Here is a 22,748-nt window from a genome sequence, read left to right as displayed (position 1 = left end):
CGCCGCCGCCCGCAGATCCGGCTGTGCCCACCGCCCGCGCCGCCTTGCGGAACGGCCGCCCGCAGCCCGGCGCGACCGCGCCGACCGGCGCCTCCTTCCTCGAGATGTGGCGCGACCTGCTGCCCATCGGCCGGCACCCGGACACCCGTGGCTACCGGCGTTACGCCTGGACGGCCGCCGATGCCGAGTGCCGGGACTGGTTCCGGGCGCAGGCCGAGGCGCGTGGGCTGGTCCACGAGCTGGACCGCAACGGCAACCAGTGGGCGTGGCTGGGGGATCCGGCCGCCGGGGACGCCGTCGTCACCGGGTCGCATCTCGACTCCGTGCCGGACGGCGGTGCCTTCGACGGGCCTCTCGGCGTCGTGTCCTCCTTCGCCGCGCTCGACGAACTCCGCGCGCGGGGCGTCACGTTCACCAGGCCGCTCGCCCTCGTCAACTTCGGCGACGAGGAGGGCGCCCGCTTCGGGCTCGCCTGCGTCGGCTCCCGGCTCACCGCCGGACAGCTCACCGTCGAGCAGGCCCACAAGCTCACCGACGGCGACGGCATCACCCTCCCGAGGGCCATGGAGGCCGCCGGACACGACCCCGAAGCCATCGGCCCCGACCCGGAGCGGCTGGCCCGCATCGGCGCCTTCGTCGAACTCCACGTCGAGCAGGGCCGCGCGCTCGACCTGAGCGGGGACCAGGTGGGCATCGCCAGTGCCATCTGGCCGCACGGGCGCTGGCGGTTCGACTTCCGGGGCGAGGCCAACCACGCCGGCACCACCCGCCTCGTGGACCGCCGCGACCCGATGCTGTCCTACGCCGAGACGGTCCTCGCCGCCCGCCGCGAAGCGCGACTCGCGGGCGCCGTCGCCACCTTCGGCAAGATCTCCGTCGAGCCGAACGGCGTCAACGCCATCCCCTCCCTGGTGCGCGGCTGGCTCGACTCCCGCGCCGCCGACCAGGACACCCTGGACACGGTGGTCACGGGCATCGAGAAAGCCGCCCGTGAGTACGCCGCCGCCCACGGCATCGACCTCGACATCGTCCGTGAGTCGTTCACGCCCGTCGTCGAGTTCGACCACGCCCTGCGCGACGAACTCGCCCGCATCCTCGGCAAGGACAAGGGCACCGACCTCAAGGTCCCCGTCCTGGGCACCGGCGCCGGACACGACGCCGGAATCCTCTCCGGGGCCATCCCGACCGCCATGCTGTTCGTGCGCAACCCCACGGGCGTCTCGCACTCCCCGGCCGAGTTCGCCGCCGAGGACGACTGCGTGGCCGGGGTGCACGCCCTCGCCGACGTACTGGAAGGACTGGCCTGCCGGTGACCCCCACGCAGCGGACACGGACGTACTGGCTGGAGCACGCCTGGCTCGACACGAACGTCGAGCCGGGCGTCGCCCTGGAGGTGGCCGACGGCCGCATCACCGCCGTCCGGACGGGCGTCGGCTCCCCGCCGCCCGGCGCCGAGATCCTGCGCGGACTGACCCTCCCGGGCCTGGCGAACGCCCACAGCCACGCCTTCCACCGCGCCCTTCGCGGCACCGTCCAGGTCGGCTCCGGCACTTTCTGGACCTGGCGCGAGGTCATGTACTCGGTCGCCGACCGGCTGACCCCGGAGACCTATCACCAGCTGGCCCGCGCGGTGTACGCCGAGATGGCGCTGGCCGGCATCACGGCCGTCGGCGAGTTCCACTACCTGCACCACGCCCCCGGCGGCACCCCCTACGCCGACCCCAACGCCATGGGCGAGGCCCTGATCGAGGCCGCCGCCGAAGCCGGCATCCGCATCACCCTCCTCGACACCGCCTACCTCTCCGCCGGCTTCGGCCAGGCCCCGAACGCCCACCAGCTCCGCTTCTCCGACGGCGACGCGGACGCCTGGGCCGCACGCTGTTCACTTCTCAAGGAACGGGATCACGCGAGGATCGGGGCGGCCGTCCACTCCGTACGGGCCGTGCCCGCCGACCAGTTGGCCACCGTGGCCCGCTGGGCGCAGGAGCGGCGGGCGCCACTGCACGTGCACCTGTCCGAGCAGACCGCCGAGAACGACGCCTGCCGCGAGGCCCACGGCCGCACGCCGACGCAGCTCCTCGCCGAGCACGGCGTCCTCGGCCCGCGCACCACCGGCGTCCACAACACCCACCTCACCGACGAGGACATCGCCCTCCTCGGCCGCTCCGGCACCGGCACCTGTATGTGTCCGACGACCGAACGCGACCTCGCCGACGGCATCGGTCCGGCCGTCGCCCTCCAGGCCGCGGGCTCGCCCCTGTCCCTCGGCTCCGACAGCCACGCCGTCATCGACCTGCTCGAAGAGGCCCGCGCGATGGAGCTCAACGAGCGGCTGCGCACCCGCACCCGCGGTCACTGGACGGCGGCGGCCCTGCTGCGCGCCGCCTCCGCCGACGGCCACGCCGCCCTCGGCAACCCGGACGCGGGCACCCTGGAGCCCGGCGCGGCCGCCGACTTCACGACGATCGCCCTCGACTCGGTCAGGACGGCCGGCCCGGTGCCCCGGCTCGGCGCCGAGACGGCCGTATTCGCGGCGACCGCGGCGGACGTACGGCATACGGTCGTCGCCGGACGGCACGTCGTGCGCGACGGGGCGCACACGCTCGTCCCCGACGTGCCCCAGGCCCTCGCCCGGGCCGTGGACGCCCTGCGCGCCTAGCAACCACAGGACCCGGACCCCGCTCCCACGAGGACACGACGATGAGCAGCAGCACCGGCACGACCACCGTCATCACCAACATCGCCACGCTGGTCACCAACGATCCCTCCCTCGGCGACAATTCCCCTCTCGGTCTGGTCCGGGACGCGGCTGTCGTCATCGACGGCGACCGCGTCGCGTGGACCGGTGAATCAAGCAAAGCACCCGCCACTGACAATCGGGTCGACGCGGGCGGCCGGGCGGTCCTCCCGGGCTTCGTCGACTCCCACTCCCACCTGGTCTTCGCGGGCGACCGCACGGAGGAGTTCAACGCCCGTATGTCGGGCCGCGGTTACACGGCGGGCGGCATCCGTACGACGGTCGCCGCGACCCGCGCCGCGAGCGACGGGGAACTCGAACGGAACCTCACCCGTTATCTCGCCGAGGCGCTCCGCCAGGGCACCACCACCTTCGAGACGAAGTCGGGCTACGGCCTGACGGTCGCCGACGAGGCCCGCGCCCTGCGCCTCGCCGCCCGCCACACCGACGAGGTCACCTACCTCGGCGCCCACATCGTCTCCCCCGACTACGCCGACGACCCGGCCGCCTACGTCGCACTGGTCACCGGCGAGATGCTCGACGCCTGCGCCCCGCACGCCCGCTGGATCGACGTCTTCTGCGAGAAGGGCGCCTTCGACGGCGACCAGGCCCGCGCCATCCTCACCGCGGGCAAGGCGAAGGGCCTGCACCCCCGTATCCACGCCAACCAGCTCTCCTACGGCCCCGGCGTGCAGCTCGCGGTCGAGCTGGACGCGGCCAGCGCCGACCACTGCACCCACCTCACGGACGCGGACGTGGACGCGCTGGCGAGCGGCGACACGGTCGCCACGCTCCTGCCGGGCGCCGAGTTCTCCACGCGCGCCGAGTGGCCGGACGCCCGCCGGCTGCTGGACGCGGGCGTCACCGTCGCCCTCTCCACGGACTGCAACCCGGGTTCGTCCTTCACCTCGTCCGTGCCGTTCTGTATCGCGCTCGCCGTCCGGGACATGGGCATGACGCCGGACGAGGCGGTGTGGTCGGCGACGGCGGGCGGCGCGGCGGCCCTGCGCCGCACGGACGTGGGCCGCCTGACCCCGGGCGCGTACGCCGACCTGACCCTCCTGGACGCCCCGAGCCACGTCCACCTGGCCTACCGGCCGGGCGTACCGCTCGTCTCCGGCGTGTGGCGGCGCGGCGCACGGGTGGTCTGAGCCGGAGCCGACTCCGGCCCCCGCTCCCGGTCCGCCACCGTCCGCCCCCACCCGGTGCCGACGAGCACGAGCACCGCGCCCGCCAGTCCGAGCCACCCCGGCCGGTCCCCGGCGAGCGCGATGCCGACGGCCGCCGCCCACACCGGCTCGGTGCCCAGCAGCAGACTGACCCGGGACGGCGACGTCCGGCGGACCGCCCACATCTGCACGAAGAACGCGAACAGCGTGCAGAACGCGGAGAGATAGAGCAGGCCGAGCCAGTCCCCGCCGTCGAACCCGGCCGCCGCCGACCACGGCGACGCGCCCGTCCCCGGCACCGCCGCCAGCACCGCGAACACGGCCACCGCACCGCCCAGTTGGACGGTCGTCAGCGACAGCGCGTCGGCCCCGCGCACCGACTCCATACGGGCCATGGCCAGCACGTGCACGGTACGGGCGACGGCCGCCCCCAGCATCAGCAGATCGCCCCCGGACGGAGCGGTGAACCCGGCGCCCTGCGTCAGCAGCGCCACGCCGAGCACCGACAGCCCCGCCGCCGCCACGAACGCCCCCGGCAGCCGCGTCCCGCGCACCCGGCTCTCCGCGAGCGGCGTGAACACCATGGTCAGGCTGATGATCAGCCCGGCGTTGGTCGCCGACGTGTGTACCACACCGTAGGTCTCCAGCAGGAAGATCCCGGCCAGGATCAGCCCCAGCACCCCGGCCCCGCGCCACTGCGGCCCGCTCAGCGCCCGCAGCCGCCGCCACCCCGCGACCACCAGCACCGGCAACACCACGGCGAACCGCAGCACCAGCACGGCCACCACGGTCTCCGCCGTCGTGACGCCCTTGGCGGCGAGATAACTGGAGCCCCAGACACCGGCCACCAGCAGCACGGGAAGATCGGCGAGCGGGCTGGGGCGGGCGGGACCGGCAGGGGAGTCGGGCACGGGGCTCCTCATGAGCGGACGCGGATGATGCAGACGCAGACATAGCAGACGCAGCCCAGGCGCCCTCAGACCGCCCCCGCCCGCCACATCTGGTCCCCGTTCCCCTCCCCGTTCTCCTCCAGGAGTTCGAGCGACAGGGTGCCGGTGTCGTTCGCGGTCAGGGCCGACAGGAGGGCGATGGCCGGGCGGATCGTGCCGTCGCCCTCCACGGTGAACCTCAGGTTCCGTCCGTTGGGGCCGTCCAGCGCGGCGCAGGTCCAGACGCCGACGCCCTTGTCGACGCCGCCGCGGGTGTCCAGGCAGAAGGCGGGGTCGGCGTACGACGTGAGCACCGCGCGCCCCGAGTCGACCCGCCACCGCTGGCTGGGCGAGGCGGAACAGGGCGCGGCGACGACGTCCGTGCCCTCGGCGGGGCGCCCGGCCACCTCGAGGCAGCGCCCCGTGGCGACGTTCACGACCTGGGCGTACGTAGCGCCGGGCAGGCGCGTGGGGGAGGGCGACGGGATGGGCGCCGGACGCGGCCCCGGCGGCGCGCTCGTGTGGGACGGGGGCGAACTCGGCGACGGGGAAGGTGAGTCGGCGCTCGGTGTGACGGGCACCGCCACCGTCGCCGTCACGGTCACCGCCGGAACGGCCGGCGGCGGCCCGGTGACGACGGCGCCGGCCGAGCCCCGGTCCGCCGCGCCGCCCGTGGACGCCAGCAGGACCGCCAGCGTGACCACCGCGACCCCCAGCGCCGCCGAGGCCAGCACCACCCGGCGTCCCGGTCCGCGCACGGCCGTCGGCGCGAGGCGGCGGGACGCCTCGTGCTCGTCCATGACGTACGCCGTCCCGCCCCACGGCAGCAGCCCCTCCGCGAGCGCGGCGCGCGGGGCGTCGCGCAGCGCGCACTGCTCCTCGTAGGCGGTCGCGCAGTGCGGGCACTGCGCCCGGTGGACGTCGAGGTCGGGGCTGTGGCGCGGGCCGTCCGGGCGTACGGACTCCTCGATCAGCCGGCGGAAGTCCCCGCAGCGCGGGTCGTCGGAGGCGGTGAGCCGGTGCCGCAGGCAGACCTGGGCGAGGGAGTGCAGGGCGCGGCCGGTGCCGTACGTGACGCCCTCGGGGGTCAGGCCGAGCAGCGCGGCCGTGCGTTCGGCGGCCTCGCGCTCCACGACGCCGTACCAGAGGAGGCCCTGCGCGTGGAAGGACAGGGTGCGGAACGCGGCGAGCAGGGGCGGCACCGGGCCGCCGGGGGCCGAGGTGTTGAGGACGAGGAGCAGTCCCGCGTCCAGCCCGCCGGCCCGGTCGTCGGCGGCCCAGCTCGCGGCGATCCGCCCGGAGAGCAGCAGGAGCCAGTGTCGCCAGGGGCCGCCGGGGTCGTTGCCGCGCGCCGTCTCCCGGGCGGCGAGCGTGAACGCCTCGGACGCCAGCCGCCGCGCCGCCGGTTCGCCGGTCGTGCAGTGGCGGGCGTACGCGAGGACGGCGGGGTGGTGACGGGCGCGTAACTCGCGCAGCGCCGGGTACGCGGTCGCCGGCGCGGCGCGCAGCAGGTCGGTGAGGTGTGCGTCGGTATCCATGAGGTCGCCTCCTCGCCGGACACCGCGTCGCGTCCGGTTGCTGACTTACTGGTCAGTTGGGGTGGAGGCGACCTTAGCCCGTCGTGGGGAGCGGCGTCGCGTGGGGAGGTTTCCGGGCCGTCGGGATGTGACACTTCGGTGCGGGAGTGTCACCTTTCTGCACTTCGCCTACCGGGGACCCGGCGTGCCCGCGCCGCACCGCGCGACTCCGAAGACCCGTCACCCGTCGCCCGTCATTCCTCCAGCGTCAGCCCCTTCCGCAGCCGGCCCAGGGTGCGGGACAGCAGGCGGGACACATGCATCTGGGAGATGCCGAGTTCCTCGCCGATCTCCGACTGGGTCAGGCCGACGACGAAGCGGAGGGAGAGGATCTGGCGGTCGCGGGGCGGGAGTTCGGCGATCAGGGGCTTCAACGACTCGACGTACTCGATGCCTTCGAGCCCGTGGTCCTCGTAGCCGATGCGGTCGGCGAGAGCGCCTTCCGCGTCGTCCTCCGCCGGCTGTGCGTCGAGCGACGAGGCCGTGTACGCGTTCGACGCCGCCATGCCCTCGACGACCTCGTCGTCGGAGAGCCCGAGCCGCTCGGCCAACTCCCCGACGGTGGGCGCCCGGTCGAGCTTCTGGGCCAGTTCGTCGCCCGCCTTGGCCAGGTCGAGCCGCAGCTCCTGGAGCCGGCGCGGGACGCGCACCGACCACGAGGTGTCACGGAAGAAGCGCTTGATCTCGCCGATGATGGTCGGCATCGCGAACGTCGGGAACTCGACGCCGCGCGACAGCTCGAAGCGGTCGATCGCCTTGATCAGGCCGATGGTGCCGACCTGGATGATGTCCTCCATCGGCTCGCTGCGCGAGCGGAACCGGGAGGCGGCGAACTTGACCAGCGCGAGGTTCAGTTCGACGAGCGTGTTGCGGACGTACGCGTAGTCGTGCGTGCCCTCTTCGAGGGACTCCAGCCGCGCGAACAGGGTCTTGGACAGGGCCCGTGCGTCGACGGCCCCCACCTCGTCGTACGGGGGGATCTCCGGAAGGCCGGCGAGGGCGTCGGTGACGTCGGTGTCGGTGACGTCGGCGTCGGTGGGGTCGACGTCCGGTGCCGCTGCCGCGTCCTGCGCGATGGGTTCCAGATGTTCTTGTTCCGGAGGGGGTGTCGACGTCGCTTCGCGGGTAGGCGGTGCGTCGAGCCGGGGTGACATGATGTCCTCCATCGTTCTCGGCGTATGGCTGCCGAAGCCAGTGAGCGCACTACGGTGTGCGGCGCCTCCAAAGCCGGCCGTGGTCGGTTGCGTGTGCCTACTAGCCCTACCCGCTTTACTCGATCGATCGCAAGTGGCATTTGTTTGATTATGTCCGTTTGAGTGTGATTGCTCGGATGTTGGGGTGCGGGTCCAAGGCGTAGGGTTCGAGAGCGTCAGCGAGAGCGTCGGCAAGCAGTTCACGACCCCAGGAGAAGAGACGGCATGGACCGCGGGACGGTCGGCAGCGCACAGTCTGGCCGGCTTCTGGTCGAGGTGCGGGAAGAGGGCTCCAGCGCCGTCGTGACCCCGGCGGGTGAGTTGGATCACCACACCGCCGATCTGTTGCGTGAGCCGCTCGACGACTGCCTCGCCAGGGGCCACAGCCGCCTGGTGGTGGACTGCACCCGGCTGGAGTTCTGCGACTCCACCGGGCTGAACGTGCTGCTCGGAGCACGTCTGAAGGCGGAGGCGGCCGGTGGCGGAGTCCATCTGGCGGGCATGCTGCCCGTGGTGGCGCGGGTCTTCGAGATCACCGGCGCGGACGCGGTGTTCACCGTGCACGCCACGATCGAGGCGGCCCTGGCCGACGACGGCTGACTTTCGCCGTCCGCCGGGTAGCGGGTGCGAACGGGTGCGAACGAGGGGTGTTCCGCCGGTCCCCCCGGGCAGGAGACATCCTGTACCCGAACATGTCGGCGGCAAGGGTGATGAGAACGCCGTCGGGCCACGTGAATGCCTACGTGACCACCCGCGTACAGACTTTGTAGAGATCCGACTCTTGAATTGTGAACCGGTGAATCGGGGAATCGGTGAGGTGAAGCGCTGATGAGCACCACCCGGCCATACTCGCCGGGCGACCGCGGTCCGGAGCCCAGCGGCGCTTCCGGGTCGTCCCCAGGGGGATCCCCAGGGGGAGCGGCGGCCGAGGCGTCCGGTTCGTCCGGGGTGTCGGGCGGCGGTCAGGTACGCCGGCTGAGCTTCGAAGGCGCCAGCGGGGTCGTCCCGCTCGCCCGCGACTTCGCCCGTGAGGCGCTGTACGCGTGGGGCTGGCTGCCGGCCGCCACCGCCGACCGGCGGGCCGCCGCGGAGGACGTGCTGCTGGTCGTCTCCGAGCTGGTCACCAACGCGTGCCTGCACGCCGAGGGACCGGACCGGATGGTTCTCGGCTGCGACAACAAGGTGATCCGCGTCGAGGTCTCCGACCGCGGCACGGGCCAGCCGGCCCCCCGCACCCCGCACCGCGCGGGCCGTCCCGGCGGCCACGGCATGTTCATCGTCCAGCGGCTCTGCCTGGACTGGGGCGTCGTACGGGCCCCGGGCATCGCGGGCAAGACGGTCTGGGCGGAACTGGGCGCCCCGGCGTGATGCGCCCGGCCGGACCGTGGTTCGCCCGGCCCGGCCCTAATTCGCTTGGCGGGACGCGGACGGCTCCCTAACCTCGTGTGCAACGCGCTGACGGAGACGAGTAGCCCGGGTCCCGCGAGCCGAGAGAGCCGCCACCAGGTGTGAAGGCGGCCTCGCGGTCCGGTGCGAATCCCCTCCCGAGTGCGGGGAGGCAATGCCCCGCCGGCCGGCCCCCGTCACCGGGCCAGAACGAGACCGGCGTAAGCGACCGTGGCCGACCGCAGTCAATCGCAGTCGATCGCAGTCGATACGTCGGTGAAGGCGTGGTGGCACCGCGAGCACCCTCTCGCCCACGCCCCGAGGGACCCACCCCGGGGCGGTGCGTACCGCCCCGGCAGCACCGGACGGAGCGCGCGCCATGCTCGACGTCACCCTCATCCGACAGCACCCCGACCGCGTCCGCGACGCCCTGCGCAAGCGGGGCGCCGACGCCGACCTCCCGGCCTTCCTCGCCCTGGACACCGAGTTCCGCGAGGCCCGCGCCGAGGTGGAGCGCCTGCGCGGCGCGCGCAAGCGCCTCTCGGCGCGGATCGCCGCCCACCACACCACCGAACCGGCCACCGAACCGGACACCGGCCAGGCCACCGCCGCCGTCCGGGCGCAGGCCACGGAGACCGCCGCCCGCCTCACCGCCGCCGAAGCCGCCCTCGCCCAACTCGCCGCCCGGCACCAGGACTTCCTCGACGCTCTCCCCAACCTCCCCGACGACGACGTCCCCGCCGGCGGCAAGGAGAGCAACCAGGTCGTCCGGACCGTCGGCGCCCCGCCCGACTTCACCGGCTTCCCTGCGGTCAGGGACCACGTCCGACTCGCCCGGGAACTGGGCCTCGTGGACTACGAGCGGGGCGCGCGGCTCGCCGGCAGCGGCAACTGGGTCTACCGGGGCGCGGGCGCCGCCCTGGAGTGGGCGCTGCTCAACCACTTCCTCGACACGCACCGCCGGGCCGGCTACGAGTTCGTGCTGCCGCCGCATCTGCTCACCTACGAAGCCGGGTACACGGCGGGCCAGTTCCCCAAGTTCGCCGACGACGTGTACGTCACCGAACGCGGCGCGGACGGCCGTCCCGAGCGCTTCCTGCTGCCCACCGCCGAGACCGCCCTCGTCTCGCTGCACCGCGACGAGACCCTCGACGAGCACGACCTGCCGCTCAAGTACGTGGCCTACACGCCCTGTTACCGCAAGGAGGCCGGCGGCTACCGCACAGCCGAGCGCGGGACCCTGCGCGGGCACCAGTTCAACAAGGTCGAGCTGGTGCAGTACGTCCGCCCCGAGGAATCGGCGGCGGCGCACCTCGAACTCCTCGCCCGCGCCGAGGAGTTGGTGACCGGCCTCGGCCTCCACCACCGGATCGTCAAACTCGCCGCCGGGGACACCAGCCCGGCCCAGGCGAAGACGTACGACGTCGAGGTCTGGCTGCCCAGCCTCGGGGCCTACGCGGAGGTCAGCTCGGTGTCCGACGCCCGTGACTACCAGGCGCGGCGCGGCAACATCCGCTACCGCCCGGCCGACGGCGGAAAATCGCGGTACGTGCACACCCTCAACGCCTCGGGCCTGGCCACCAGCCGCCTGCTCCCGGCCCTCCTGGAACAGCACCAGCGCCCCGACGGAACGGTCGTCGTCCCCGAGGTGCTACGGCGCTGGGGAGCCCCGGACGTCCTCGGAACCCCCTGAATCCGCGCGCCGGATCCCCACAACTCCGGCGCGCACCTTCTCTTCCCTCCTCATCGCCCCGGGCGTACCTTGACGGCTCAATCTGATGCCTCGTCAGTAAGCGCGGGGCGGTGGGAGTGAGGGGACGGACCGTGTCGAACCGGAGGCGAACCGCTGCGCTCGCGACTGCCGCGGCCCTGGCCGGCGCGGCGGTGTGGACGGCCGCCCCCGCGGCCATGGCCGAGGTCGTGAACGTCAACTACACCTGCAAGACGCCCATCGGCGACAAGAGCGCCGTCTCGCCCATCGACATCACGGGCGTCAGGAACGGCGGCGGTTACAAGATCACCATGTCCTGGCAGAAAGGCGTCTCCTCCAGCCCCGTGGAACTCGGCGCGGGCTCCATGAAGCCGAGCGCCACGATCAGGCTGGGCGGCGCCGACAGCGGCACCCTCAAGGTCACCGGCCCCGCCAACGCGGCCGCGATCCCCGAGAACACCCCCATCAAGATCAGCGACCTGACCGGCACGTACACCCCGAAGGCGACCGGCAAGGTCACCTTCACGGCCGCCGTGCTCACCATCGAGGCACTCGGTACGACCACGACGTGCACGCCCACCAACAGCCCCGGCCCGTCCCTCACCCTCGACGTGACGGCGTCGGGCGGCGGCGCGACGAGCGACGGCGGCACGAGTGACAGTGGCACGAGTGACAGTGGCACGAGTGACGGCGGCTCCGGTCAGCTCCCGCAGACCGGACCCGAGGACTCCGCGATCGCCCTCGGCACCCTCGGCGGCACGGTGCTGCTCGCGGGCGCGGCCGGCGCCCTGTGGCTGACCCGGCGAAACCAGACGGCACGCGCCCGCCGCTGACCGCGCCCCTCGTACGAGTGCTGGAGCCGCCGATGCCGTACGCCCCCGCCCGAGCCCTGCCGCTGCTGCTCGCCGCAAGCTCGTCCTCCGGAGGGAGTGCTGACGTGAGAGGCGTGAGAGGCAAGCTGCCGCGGAGCCTGGCGCTGGTGCCGACTCTGCTGGCCCTGCTGGTGCTGCCCCTGTTTCCGCTGCCCCTGGCCCATGCGGCCGCGGCGGCCGACGGGCCGACCGTCACCCTCTCCAAGTCCCAGGCGGGGACCGGCGGTTCGATCACCGTCGGCGGCAGCGGCTGGGGCGCGCGCACGCTGCTGATGCTGCTGGTCTGCGGGCAGGCGACACCGGCCCGGGGTGTGGTCGGCGGCACCAACTCCTGCGCCAACGCCGACGGCCGCGCCGTCACCACCGGCGCCGACGGCCGCTTCAGCCGGACCCTGCCGGTGGCCGAGCCGCCGGTGCCCTGCCCGTGCGTGGTGCACGTGGCCACCGCGACCGGCGCGAAAGCGCAGGCCGACGCGGTGTTCCAGGTGGCCGGACACCCGGTGCGGCCGCTGCCCGCCGCGACCGCCGGCGGACGCCTCTCCGTGCTCACCGACACCCGGCTCGACGGCTCGAACGGCCTGCTGACGTGGTTCGGGGCGCCCCCCGCCCGCACACTGGTCTTCACCGTGGGCAACGTCGGCACCGGGCCCGTCGCGAACCCCGTCTTCCAAGTCGGCACCGCGCACGGGGTGTTCGCGCCTCAGTGGGACGAACGGCAGTGGCACGGCACGATCGACCCCGGCGGAAAGGCCCGCGTCGAACTGCCCGTCGAACTCGCGGCAGGCGCCCACGCCGACTACACCGTCTCCCTGAAGTACGGCGGGAAGATCCTCGCCGAGCAGCCGTGGGGCGTGGGCCGCCCCTGGGGCGTCACCCTGTTCTGGATCCTGCTCTGCCTGGTGGTGCCGGCGGCGGTGTTCCGCATCGGGATGGCGGTGGTGGACCGCGTACGCCCACGTCACGCGGCCCGCCGCCCGTCCCGCGCCCTCTGGCGTGGCCGTAGAGCCAGGGCTACGACGGTCCCGGAGCCCGCGCCGCCCCCCTCGACAGCGACCCTGCCGTGGTTCACCCCGGACACCGGACCGGTCCGACCGGATCCGGCGGCCCGGCTCTCCGCACCGCACGAAGACCGACAGACGAGTCCCACGACCCCCACGACCCCCACTAGTCCCGCTAGTCCCACGACTCCCATGACTCCCGGAGGGAAGGGAACGACGTGAGTGAGAGAGCCGTACCACCACCAGACCGCGCGCCCGTGCGGAAGCGGGCGGCGGCGGCCGGCGCCGCCGTCATGCTCACCGGGGCGGCCGTCCTGCTGGGCGTGACCGCCGGGCAGGCGCAGGCCGCCGAGGTGTCCTACGCCACCAAGTGCGTTCCGCCGTCGGGCATCGGCCTGCCCGACGTCATCGGCACCACCAAGGTCGACATCACCGCGCCGGCCACGGCGAAGGTCGGCGACACCGTCGACGTCGTCTGGAAGTTCACCCAGGCCGCGTCGAAGAACCCCGACATCATCGACCTGCCCGCGAACTCGGTCCAGCCGTCCGGCACCCTCAAGGCGGCCGGCGCGCAGACCGCGGACGTCGCCATGACCGGCCCCCGCGAGAACCCGGCGATCCCCAAGGGCGGCGCGATGACGCTGTCCGACATGAAGGGCACGCTGAAACTGACGGCGGCGGGCCAGGTGACGCTGACGCCGGACGCGTACGTCGTCAACGCGCTGTCGACGGACACCAAGTGCGCGCCGACGGAGACCGTCCAGCCGGCGGCGACCATCACGGTGACGGCGGGGGAGGGGAGCCCGAGCACGTCCCCCGACCCCTCACAGAGCGGGAGCCCGAGTCCGAGCCAGTCACCGTCGTCCAGCACCTCCCCGTCGGTGTCGGTGTCGCCGTCGGCGTCCGGGACCGGGACCGGCGGTGACGGCGGCCAGACCGACTTCACCGGCAAGGTCGTCGACATCCCCTACACCTGCGCCTCGCCCATCGGCGAGAAGAAGGCGACCTCCCCGATCCAGATCAACGCCAGGAAGAGCGGCGGGAGTTACGGCCTCACCGTGCAGTTCAAGAAGTCGGTGATGGACAGCCCGATCGACATTCCGGCGAACAAGGTGAAGCCGACCATGCAGATCGTGCTCGGCGGCTCGGACGAGGGCACGGTGAAGGCGGAGGGCCCGACGAACCCCGCGCCGATCAAACAGGGCGCCCCGATCGAGATCCCGGACCTGACCGGCACCTACAAGCCCGGTGCGACCGGCGAGTCCACGCTCTCCCCGGGCGTCCTCACGATCGAGGCCCTCGGTACGACCACCACCTGCACCCCGGACAGCACGGCCGTCTCCCTCACCCTGAACACGCAGGAGCAGGCGGGCGGCGCGTCCGGCGGCAGCGGCTCCTCCACGACCTCGGGCGGCAGCACGACGACGAGCGGCGGCCTGGCCGAAACAGGTTCCGGCGACCACGCCACCCTGAAGGCCCTGGGCCTGGTCGCGGGCACGGCGATCCTGCTGGGCGGGGCGGTGTTCACGTTCATGCCGGGGCGGCGGCTGCGCTGAGGTGTGCGCACCGGAAACCGGAAACAGGAACGGCGAAGGGCCGCCGCACCGATCGGGTGCGGCGGCCCTTCGCCGTACGGCGGGACGGGGAGACGTCAGGGAAAAGACAGACGTCAGGGAACGGCAGGAGACGTCAGTGGACGTCGCCCATCAGGGACTTCACCTTGCGGCGGTACATCCAGACCGCGAGGCCGGCGAGGGCGGCCAGGGCGGCTTCGGCGAGGACCGCGGGGGTGCCGCCGAGGTCGACGCCCGCGACGGCCGGGTTGGACAGCAGGCCGGTGACGGAGTCGCCCGCGGTGACCGCGAGGAACCACACCCCCATCATCTGGCCGGCGTACTTGGCCGGGGCCATCTTCGTGGTCACCGACAGTCCGACCGGCGACAGGCACAGCTCACCGACGGTCTGGATGAAGTAGATGCCCACCAGCCACATCGGGCTCACCGCGGTGCCGTTCGACGCCATGCCCAGCGGGATCAGGAAGAAGAAGAACGAGACGCCGATCAGCACCAGCGCCATCGCGAACTTCACGATGGCGCTCGGCTCCCGGCCGCCCCGGTTCAGCCACAGCCAGACCCAGGCGAAGACCGGCGCCAGCGCCATGATGAACAGCGGGTTCAGCGACTGGTACCAGGAGGACGGGAAGTCGAAGCCGAGCAGCGAGCCCGCGGCCTTGCCCTCACCGAACGCCTGGACCGTCGACGCGCCCTGGTCGTAGATCATCCAGAACACGGCGGCCGCGACGAAGAACCAGATGTAGCCGGTCATCCGCGACTGCTCGGCGACCGAGAGGTCCTTGTCCCGCTTGATGCGCAGCAGCACGCCCGCCGGGACGACCAGACCGATGACCGTGAGCGGGATCATCGCCCAGTTCAGGGTGAAGTGGCCGGTGAAGCCGACGACGCCGTAGAAGACGCTCGCGGCGATCAGCCAGAGCAGGCCCTTGCGCAGCCAGGCCGTGCGCTCCTCGGCCGCCAGCGGCTCGGGGACCAGGCTGCTGCGCGGGCTCAGGTTGCGGGTGCCGAGCAGGAACGCGGCGAGGCCGATCGCCATGCCGACCGCGGCCATGCCGAAGCCGAGGTGCCAGCTGACCTTCTGGCCGACGGTGCCGATGGCCAGCGGGGCGAAGAAGGCGCCCGCGTTGATGCCCATGTAGAAGATCGTGAAGCCGCCGTCGCGGCGCGGGTCCTCCGGGCCGTCGTACAGGTGGCCCACCATCGTGGAGATGTTGGCCTTGAGCAGCCCGGAACCGGCCGCGACCAGCGCCAGACCCGCGAAGAACGGCGCCTGACCGCCGGGCAGCGCCAGCACGAGGTGGCCGGACATGATCGTCACGGCCGCGATGGTCACCGTCTTGCGGGGGCCCCAGACGCGGTCGCCGAGCCAGCCGCCCGGCATCGCGAGCAGGTACACCATCGCCGAGTAGACGGAGACGATCACCGTGGTCGTGGCCACGTCCATCGCCAGTCCGCCACCCATGCTGCTCTTGCCGGCGTCGGGGCCGCCGGACAGCAGATAGACGGTGAGCAGGGCTTTCATGCCGTAGTAGGAGAAGCGCTCCCACATCTCGGTCATGAAGAGGGTGGCCAGTCCGCGGGGGTGGCCGAAGAAGGTCTTCCCGGAGCCGGGGGTGCCCGGGCGGACCGAGTCCTTCGTCAGGCTGGACGCCATGGTCGTCGTTCCTTGCCAGGTCGTTGCTTCCGGGCCGGCGGCGGCCGGCCCGCACACAAAAGGACCCTCAGCGTCGAGCCGACCGCCGAAGGTCCGTGCATACTACACGCGTCCGTTCACCATACGGCAGGACAACGCCGTATATGGAAGGACTTGAGGCACGTGTCACAGGCGATCAAGGAGCCGTGAGCGATGCTTCGAAGGCTCGAAGGTCCGCACCAGGGTCTGTGTCAGGATGCCATCGCTCGACCGCAGGTCCGTACCAAGGTCACCGGCGCGGCGGGGGTTCTCCGGGGCTCTCCGGCCCGCCGTCTGTCCGCTGCCCTGTCCGCTGCCCTGTCCACCGTCTGTCCGTCATGTCCCTGTGTAAGAAACAGCGTGGGCGATCACACTTCGACGGCTGCCCCGCGCGGACTACCATCAACTCATGACCCGTGTACTGCTGGCCGAGGACGACGCGTCCATCTCTGAGCCCCTGGCCCGTGCCCTGCGCCGGGAGGGGTACGAGGTCGAGGTGCGTGAGGACGGCCCCACCGCGCTGGACGCCGGAATGCAGGGCGGCGTCGACCTGGTCGTGCTGGACCTCGGTCTGCCCGGCATGGACGGCCTGGAGGTGGCCCGCCGGCTGCGTTCCGAGGGCCACGCCATCCCGATCCTCATCCTGACCGCGCGCGCCGACGAGGTGGACACCGTCGTCGGTCTCGACGCGGGCGCCGACGACTACGTCACCAAGCCCTTCCGGCTCGCCGAACTCCTCGCCCGCGTCCGGGCCCTGCTGCGGCGCGGCGCCTCCGAGCCCGCGCAGCCGCCGGCCACCCACGGCGTGCGGATCGACGTCGAGTCGCACCGCGCGTGGATGGGCGACGAGGAACTCCAGCTCACCGCCAAGGAGTTCGACCTGCTGCGGGTCCTGGTGCGCGACGCGGGGCGGGTCGTCACCCGCGACCAGCTCATGCGCGAGGTCTGGGACACGACGTGGTGGTCCTCGACCAAGACGCTCGACATGCACATCTCCTGGCTGCGCAAGAAGCTCGGCGACGACGCGGCGAACCCCCGCTACATCGCCACGGTGCGGGGCGTGGGCTTCCGCTTCGAGAAGAGCTAGCGCTACCGCTGGGCTCGGCCGGTGATGCGCGTCGCGTTGCCGGCCGCGGGCCGTGGGGGCTGGTCGCGCCCGCGCGGCGGAGCCGCATATCGGGCACAGCCCCGCGCCCCTGGGTCGGCTGCCCCTGGCCCGTTTTCACAGTGTCACCGTCCCGGAGGGTTTGTGCGCCGCCGTTTGATCCAGTCCACCCTTGCTGTCGTGCTGGTGGTCATCGCCGTGTTCGGGGTGTCCCTCGTCATCGTCGAGACGCGCACGATCAGCAACAGTGCCCAGGAGCGGGTGGACTCCGAGGCGCTGCGGCTGGCCAGCATCGTGGACAGCCGGCTGGTGGGCTCGGAGCACGTCACCGCCGAGATACTGCGAGACCAGGTCACGCAGGACCGTTACGCCGAGATCCGGATCCCCGGCCGGCCGGTCATCGCGGTCGGCACCAAGCCCGAGGGCGACGTCATCAGGTCGACGGCGAAGGGCGAGGAGGGCGAGACCGTCCTGGTCCAGGAGCCGCGCTCCACGGTCACCCGTGAGGTGGGCCGCACCCTGCTGATCATCGCCCTGGTGGCGTTGCTCGCGGTGATCGCGGCGGTGCTGCTGGCCATCCGCCAGGCCAACCGCCTCGCCTCCCCCCTGACCGACCTCGCCGAGACGGCGGAACGCCTCGGCTCGGGCGACCCGCGCCCCCGCCACAAGCGGTACGGCGTCCCCGAGCTGGACCGGGTCGCCGACGTCCTCGACTCCTCCGCCGAGCGCATCGCCCGCATGCTCACCGCCGAACGCCGGCTGGCGGCGGACGCCTCCCACCAACTGCGCACCCCCCTCACCGCGCTCTCGATGCGCCTGGAGGAGATCACCCTCACCGACGACCCGGACACGGTGAAGGAGGAGGCGACGATCGCGTTGACGCAGGTGGAGCGTCTGACGGACGTGGTGGAACGCCTCCTGACCAACGCCCGGGACCCGCGCACCGGTTCGGCGGTCACCTTCGACCTCGACGAGGTCATCCAGCAGCAGCTCGCCGAGTGGCGTCCCGCCTACCGGGGCGACGGCCGGGCCATCGTCAGCTCCGGCAAGCGTCACCTGCGGGCGGTGGGCACGCCCGGCGCGGTCGCCCAGGTGCTGGCCGCGCTGATCGAGAACTCCCTCATGCACGGCGGCGGCACGGTGGCCCTGCGCACCCGCGTCACCGGCAACCAGTCCGTGGTCGAGGTGACGGACGAGGGCCCCGGCGTCCCCGCCGACCTGGGCGCCCGCATCTTCGAGCGCGCCATCAGCGGCCGCAACTCCACCGGCATCGGCCTGGCCGTCGCCCGCGACCTCGCGGAAGCCGACGGCGGCCGCCTGGAGATGCTCCAGGCCCAGCCCCCGGTCTTCGCCCTGTTCCTGTCCCGCACGGCCCCCCAGAAGCGCATGCAGGAGGCCGAGGAGCCGACGGTGCGGTAGTGGTTTTCGGGTGGCGTACGGCGCCTGTTTCAGCGCAGGCCCGCATCATTCAGCCCGTTGGGGGTCCCCCTCTGGGGAGTTTGCGGACGAGGCCCCTCAAGGGCCGACAGCGGGGGCCTGGGGGCGGCAGCCCCCACAACGGCGCGGCAGACAAACCCGCACCCCTCAACCCACCCGCTGCGTAGCCTCCCGCTTCCGGGCCTGCCCCGCCACCGTGGGCGACGACTCCCCGCCGCCCACAGCCCCCTGCACAGGCATCGCCCGGAACACCCACGACCGGTACGACCAGAACCGGAACAACGTCGCGATCCCGATGCCCACGAACTTGGCCACGTTGCTCTGCAGCGGGCTGTCCCACCCGAACCCGTACGTCGCCGCGAACAGCAGCCCGTTCTCGATCACCAGTCCCACCGCGCTGAACAGCAGGAACAGGGTCAGTTCCTTCGTCCGCCCGCTCTTGTCGCGGTCACGGTAGGTGAAGTAGCGGAACCCGACGTAGTTGAAGGCGATCGACACGACGGTCGCTATGACGCTCGCCCGCACCACCTGCAGATCGGTGAGATGCCGGACGAGGTTGAACACGCCGAGGTTGACCAGCAGCCCCGCACCGCCCACGGCGCCGAACCTGGCGAGCTCGCGGACGATCCTTTTCGGCCCCGAGGGAGCGCCCGGAGAGACGCCCGAGGAACCAGCGGAACCATGTGCCATGGTCGTAAGGCCCCCGTTCGGGTTGGGTTTCGTCAACCAAGCCATGCTAACCACCACTCTTGTCGGTTTCCTGTGGTCCGCCTCACGAGGCGGTGACCAGCAGGGAAGAAGCGGGGAAACAGCAGGTGTGAGGCCGGAAAGGTGCGGGTAAGAGGCGCGGGATCCGGCCGCGGTGGCCTGGCCGATATCCTGGTGTCGTGACGTTCCCGGTAGTCGGCATGGTCGGCGGGGGTCAGCTCGCTCGTATGACACACGAGGCGGGCATCCCGCTCGGCATCAGGTTCAAGCTCCTCAGTGACACCCCACAGGATTCCGCGGCGCAGGTCGTGAGCGATGTCGTCATCGGCGACTACCGCGATCTCGACACGCTGCGTGAGTTCGCGCGCGGGTGCGATGTGATCACTTTCGATCACGAACATGTACCCACCGAGCACCTCAGGGCGCTGGAGGCGGACGGCATCCCCGTCCGCCCGGGCCCCGACGCGCTGGTGCACGCCCAGGACAAGGGGGTGATGCGCGCGAAGCTCGACGCGATCGGCGTTCCGTGCCCGAGGCACCGGATCGTGACGGACCCGGCGGACGTCGCCGCGTTCGCCGCCGAGGGGGAGGGCTTCCCGGTGGTCCTGAAGACCGTCCGGGGCGGCTACGACGGCAAGGGCGTGTGGGTCGTCGGCAGCGTGGCGGAGGCGGAGGACCCCTTCCGGGCCGGCGTGCCGGTCCTGGCGGAGGAGAAGGTCGACTACGTCCGCGAGCTCGCCGCCAACGTCGTACGTTCCCCGCACGGCCAGGCGGTCGCCTACCCGGTGGTCGAGTCGCGGCAGGTGAACGGCGTCTGCGACACCGTCATAGCCCCCGCCCCCGGTCTGGACGAGGCGCTCGCGCTGCGCGCCGAGGAGATGGCGCTGCGCATCGCCAAGGAACTGGGCGTGGTCGGCCACCTCGCGGTCGAGCTCTTCGAGACCCGCGACGGCCGCATCCTCGTCAACGAGCTCGCGATGCGCCCGCACAACTCGGGCCACTGGACGCAGGACGGCGCGATCACGTCCCAGTTCGCCAACCACCTCCGCGCGGTCCTGGACCTCCCCCTGGGCGATCCACGCAAACGTGACACATGGACCGTCATGTGTAACGTTCTTGGCGGCGACTACCCGGACATGTACTCCGCGTACCTGCACTGCATGGCCCGCGACCCCCGGCTGAAGATCCACATGTACGGCAAGGACGTGAAGCCCGGCCGCAAGGTCGGCCACGTCAACACCTACGGCGACGACCTGGACGACGTCCTCGAACGCGCACGTCACGCAGCCGGTTACCTGAGAGGCACGATCACCGAATGAGCCCTACCAGCCCTGCGGGCCCTGTCGTCGGCATCGTCATGGGGTCGGACTCCGACTGGCCCGTCATGGAGGCCGCCGCCCAGGCCCTCGACGAGTTCGAGATCGCGTACGAGGTCGACGTCGTCTCCGCGCACCGCATGCCCCGCGAGATGATCGCGTACGGCGAGCAGGCGGACGGCCGCGGGCTCAAGGTGATCATCGCGGGCGCGGGCGGCGCGGCCCACCTGCCCGGCATGCTCGCCTCCGTCACCCCGCTGCCCGTCATCGGCGTGCCCGTGCCCCTGAAGTACCTGGACGGCATGGACAGCCTGCTGTCGATCGTGCAGATGCCGGCCGGCGTCCCGGTCGCGACCGTCTCCGTGGCCGGCGCGCGCAACGCGGGCCTGCTCGCCGCCCGCATCCTCGCCACCCACGACGAGGAACTGCTCGGCCGGATGCGGGAGTTCCAGCAGGAGCTGAACGACCAGGCCACCGAGAAGGGCAAGCGCCTGCGCGCCAAGGTCGAGGGGGCCGGCGGCGGCTTCGGCTTCGGGAAGTGACGGCGACGTGACGGAGCCGACCTCCCTGGACGCGGCCCGGGAACTCCTGCGCGAGTTCCCGGTCGTCGACGGCCACAACGACCTGCCCTGGGCGCTGCGCGAACAGGTCCGCTACGACCTCGACGCCCGCGACATCGCCACACCGCAGAACGCCCACCTGCACACGGACATCCCGCGGCTGCGCGAGGGCGGGGTCGGCGCGCAGTACTGGTCGGTGTACGTGCGCTCCGACCTGCCCGACGCGGTGACGGCGACGCTCGAACAGATCGACTGCGTACGGCAGTTGATCGCACGGCACCCGCAGGACCTGAAGAGCGCGCTGACGGCCGCCGACATGGCGGCGGCGCGCGCGGAGGGCCGTATCGCCTCCCTCATGGGCGCCGAGGGCGGCCACTCGATCGACAACTCCCTGGCCACCCTGCGCGCCCTGTACGCGCTCGGCGTCCGCTACCTGACCCTCACCCACAACGACAACACCGCGTGGGCGGACTCCGCGACCGACGAGCCCGGGGTCGGCGGCCTGTCCGCCTTCGGCCGCGCGGTCGTGCGCGAGATGAACCGCGAGGGCATGCTGGTCGACCTCTCGCACGTGGCGGCGACGACGATGCGCGACGCGCTCGACACGTCCGTCGCGCCGGTGATCTTCTCCCACTCCTCCGCCCGCGCCGTCTGCGACCACCCCCGCAACATCCCGGACGACGTCCTGGAGCGGCTGCCCGGCAACGGCGGCATGGCGATGGTGACGTTCGTGCCGAAGTTCGTCCTCCAGGCGGCGGTCGACTGGACGGCCGAGGCCGACGACAACATGCGCGCCCACGGCTTCCACCACCTGGCCACCACCCCCGAGGCGATGAAGGTCCACCGCGCCTTCGAGGAACGGCGCCCCCGCCCGGTCGCCACCGTCGCCACGGTCGCCGACCACCTCGACCACATGCGCGAGGCCGCCGGCGTCGACCACCTCGGCATCGGCGGCGACTACGACGGCACGGCCTTCACCCCCGACGGCCTGACCGACGTCTCCGGCTACCCCAACCTGATCGCGGAACTCCTCGACCGCGGCTGGTCCACCACCGACCTCGCCAAACTGACCTGGCAGAACGCGCTACGAGTCCTCGGCGCGGCAGAAGACGTGGCCCAAGACCTCCGCACGACCCGCCCCCCGTCCAACGCGACGCTCGAGTCCCTGGACGGCTGAAGAGGGGCTCGCCGGTACCGGAAAGCCGTACCGGTGCGGTACATTTTTTCGGTACCGGTCAGGGTGTCGTCGAAGGGGTGGTTCGCAGATGACCATAAGCGCCAGTGAAGCCCGCCGGGACTTGTTCCCCCTCATCAAGCGCGTCAACGACGATCACACGCCGGTGCGCATCAGTTCCAAGGGCGGTGACGCCGTGCTGATGTCCGCGGACGACTTCGAATCCTGGCAGGAGACCATCTACCTGCTGCGTTCCCCTGCGAACGCGCGGCGCCTCATGGAAGCCGTCGCCCGGGACAAGGCGGGTGCGGTCACGGTCGGCAAGACCGTCGAGGAAATGCAGGACCTGGCGGGGGACGAGTGAGGAGCGTCCACTTCGACCCGGACGCCTGGGAGGACTTCCTGTTCCGGCTCGGTTCGGACCGCAGGATGGCCCGTCGGATCACCCGACTGGTCGGCGAGATCCAGCGCGATCCGTTCACCGGCATCGGCAAGCCAGAGCCCCTCAAGGGCGATCTGTCCGGCTACTGGTCCCGTCGGATCGACGACGAGCATCGGCTGGTCTACCGGGCGGACGACAAGGAAGTGAAGATCCTCAAGGCCCGTTACCACTACCACGACTGAGGGCAC

21 protein-coding genes are annotated in these 22,748 nt (G+C 72.1%); 16 read left to right on the top strand and 5 right to left on the bottom strand.

Translation table 11 applies throughout. The features are described 5' to 3' along the window. Nucleotides 1-104: 104 nt before the first annotated feature. From OG352_RS17290 to hutI, 3 genes are read left to right on the top strand one after another with little or no spacing between them, the layout of a single operon-like run. A complete protein-coding gene (locus OG352_RS17290) occupies nt 105-1,313 on the top strand; it encodes an allantoate amidohydrolase (protein WP_329223869.1) in 1,209 nt (402 codons plus the stop codon). Continuing rightward, complete coding sequence (locus tag OG352_RS17285) at nt 1,310-2,659, top strand: formimidoylglutamate deiminase (RefSeq protein WP_329217958.1); 1,350 nt, start codon at nt 1,310-1,312, stop codon at nt 2,657-2,659. Before OG352_RS17290 ends, OG352_RS17285 begins: the two co-directional genes overlap by 4 nt. A gap of 41 nt (nt 2,660-2,700) precedes the next feature. After that, complete coding sequence (gene hutI / locus OG352_RS17280) at nt 2,701-3,888, top strand: imidazolonepropionase (RefSeq protein ID WP_329217956.1); 1,188 nt, start codon at nt 2,701-2,703, stop codon at nt 3,886-3,888. On the opposite strand, the gene OG352_RS17275 is transcribed toward hutI, so the two are convergent. From OG352_RS17275 to OG352_RS17265, 3 genes are all read right to left on the bottom strand, one after another. Beyond that, nucleotides 3,828-4,829, bottom strand: coding sequence for a DMT family transporter (locus OG352_RS17275; RefSeq protein WP_329217955.1), 1,002 nt, complete (start codon nt 4,827-4,829; stop codon nt 3,828-3,830). The two genes, hutI and OG352_RS17275, sit on opposite strands and share 61 nt — an antisense overlap. A gap of 53 nt (nt 4,830-4,882) precedes the next feature. Beyond that, nucleotides 4,883-6,373: an RICIN domain-containing protein gene (locus OG352_RS17270; protein ID WP_329217954.1), complete on the bottom strand. Its 1,491-nt coding sequence runs from the start codon at nt 6,371-6,373 to the stop codon at nt 4,883-4,885. Between the two features lie 233 nt (nt 6,374-6,606). Continuing rightward, entirely contained in the window at nt 6,607-7,578 is a 972-nt protein-coding gene (locus OG352_RS17265) for an RNA polymerase sigma factor SigF (protein ID WP_329217953.1), read from the bottom strand. Between the two features lie 252 nt (nt 7,579-7,830). On the opposite strand from OG352_RS17265, the gene OG352_RS17260 reads away from it, so the two are divergent. The 6 genes from OG352_RS17260 (at nt 7,831) to OG352_RS17235 (ending at nt 14,128) form a co-directional block, all read left to right on the top strand. Then, complete coding sequence (locus OG352_RS17260) at nt 7,831-8,205, top strand: STAS domain-containing protein (protein ID WP_329217952.1); 375 nt, start codon at nt 7,831-7,833, stop codon at nt 8,203-8,205. Between the two features lie 228 nt (nt 8,206-8,433). Beyond that, on the top strand, nt 8,434-8,973 hold the full coding sequence (locus OG352_RS17255; protein WP_329217951.1) for an ATP-binding protein: 540 nt from the start codon (nt 8,434-8,436) through the stop codon (nt 8,971-8,973). Between the two features lie 397 nt (nt 8,974-9,370). Next, the gene (serS, locus tag OG352_RS17250) at nt 9,371-10,684 is read left to right on the top strand and encodes a serine--tRNA ligase (protein ID WP_329217950.1); all 1,314 of its coding nucleotides are present in this window, start codon (nt 9,371-9,373) and stop codon (nt 10,682-10,684) included. A gap of 131 nt (nt 10,685-10,815) precedes the next feature. Further along, complete coding sequence (locus OG352_RS17245) at nt 10,816-11,535, top strand: LPXTG cell wall anchor domain-containing protein (protein WP_329217948.1); 720 nt, start codon at nt 10,816-10,818, stop codon at nt 11,533-11,535. Nucleotides 11,536-11,648: 113 nt separating this feature from the next. Then, nucleotides 11,649-12,794: a hypothetical protein gene (locus OG352_RS17240; protein WP_443072483.1), complete on the top strand. Its 1,146-nt coding sequence runs from the start codon at nt 11,649-11,651 to the stop codon at nt 12,792-12,794. Nucleotides 12,795-12,865: 71 nt separating this feature from the next. Further along, nucleotides 12,866-14,128: a hypothetical protein gene (locus OG352_RS17235; protein WP_329223867.1), complete on the top strand. Its 1,263-nt coding sequence runs from the start codon at nt 12,866-12,868 to the stop codon at nt 14,126-14,128. A 133-nt stretch (nt 14,129-14,261) separates the two neighbouring features. Here the strand turns inward: OG352_RS17235 and OG352_RS17230 are convergent, their stop codons facing one another. Next, entirely contained in the window at nt 14,262-15,800 is a 1,539-nt protein-coding gene (locus OG352_RS17230; protein ID WP_329217946.1) for a peptide MFS transporter, read from the bottom strand. A gap of 427 nt (nt 15,801-16,227) precedes the next feature. On the opposite strand from OG352_RS17230, the gene OG352_RS17225 reads away from it, so the two are divergent. Both OG352_RS17225 and OG352_RS17220 read left to right on the top strand, forming a co-directional pair. Next, nucleotides 16,228-16,905, top strand: coding sequence for a response regulator transcription factor (locus OG352_RS17225; protein ID WP_093778119.1), 678 nt, complete (start codon nt 16,228-16,230; stop codon nt 16,903-16,905). A 162-nt stretch (nt 16,906-17,067) separates the two neighbouring features. Beyond that, on the top strand, nt 17,068-18,342 hold the full coding sequence (locus tag OG352_RS17220; protein ID WP_329217945.1) for an ATP-binding protein: 1,275 nt from the start codon (nt 17,068-17,070) through the stop codon (nt 18,340-18,342). A gap of 165 nt (nt 18,343-18,507) precedes the next feature. Here the strand turns inward: OG352_RS17220 and OG352_RS17215 are convergent, their stop codons facing one another. Next, complete coding sequence (locus OG352_RS17215) at nt 18,508-19,050, bottom strand: GtrA family protein (protein WP_329217944.1); 543 nt, start codon at nt 19,048-19,050, stop codon at nt 18,508-18,510. 197 nt (nt 19,051-19,247) lie between these two features. On the opposite strand from OG352_RS17215, the gene OG352_RS17210 reads away from it, so the two are divergent. The 5 genes from OG352_RS17210 to OG352_RS17190 all read left to right on the top strand — a co-directional run bounded on the left by OG352_RS17210 (nt 19,248) and on the right by OG352_RS17190 (nt 22,742). After that, complete coding sequence (locus OG352_RS17210) at nt 19,248-20,387, top strand: 5-(carboxyamino)imidazole ribonucleotide synthase (protein ID WP_329217943.1); 1,140 nt, start codon at nt 19,248-19,250, stop codon at nt 20,385-20,387. Next, nucleotides 20,384-20,926: a 5-(carboxyamino)imidazole ribonucleotide mutase gene (gene purE, locus OG352_RS17205; RefSeq protein WP_329217942.1), complete on the top strand. Its 543-nt coding sequence runs from the start codon at nt 20,384-20,386 to the stop codon at nt 20,924-20,926. Before OG352_RS17210 ends, purE begins: the two co-directional genes overlap by 4 nt. Before the next feature lie 7 nt (nt 20,927-20,933). Next, nucleotides 20,934-22,121, top strand: a complete 1,188-nt coding sequence (locus OG352_RS17200) for a dipeptidase (protein ID WP_329217940.1) — start codon at nt 20,934-20,936, stop codon at nt 22,119-22,121. A gap of 88 nt (nt 22,122-22,209) precedes the next feature. Further along, entirely contained in the window at nt 22,210-22,482 is a 273-nt protein-coding gene (locus OG352_RS17195) for a type II toxin-antitoxin system Phd/YefM family antitoxin (protein ID WP_329217939.1), read from the top strand. Continuing rightward, on the top strand, nt 22,479-22,742 hold the full coding sequence (locus OG352_RS17190) for a Txe/YoeB family addiction module toxin (RefSeq protein ID WP_329217938.1): 264 nt from the start codon (nt 22,479-22,481) through the stop codon (nt 22,740-22,742). Before OG352_RS17195 ends, OG352_RS17190 begins: the two co-directional genes overlap by 4 nt. Nucleotides 22,743-22,748 lie beyond the last annotated feature (6 nt).

The organism is Streptomyces sp. NBC_01485, from assembly GCF_036227125.1.
Taxonomy (GTDB): Bacteria; Actinomycetota; Actinomycetes; order Streptomycetales; family Streptomycetaceae; genus Streptomyces.
Note: the sequence above shows the minus strand (reverse complement) of the source record. Positions and strands in the feature narration are given on the sequence as shown.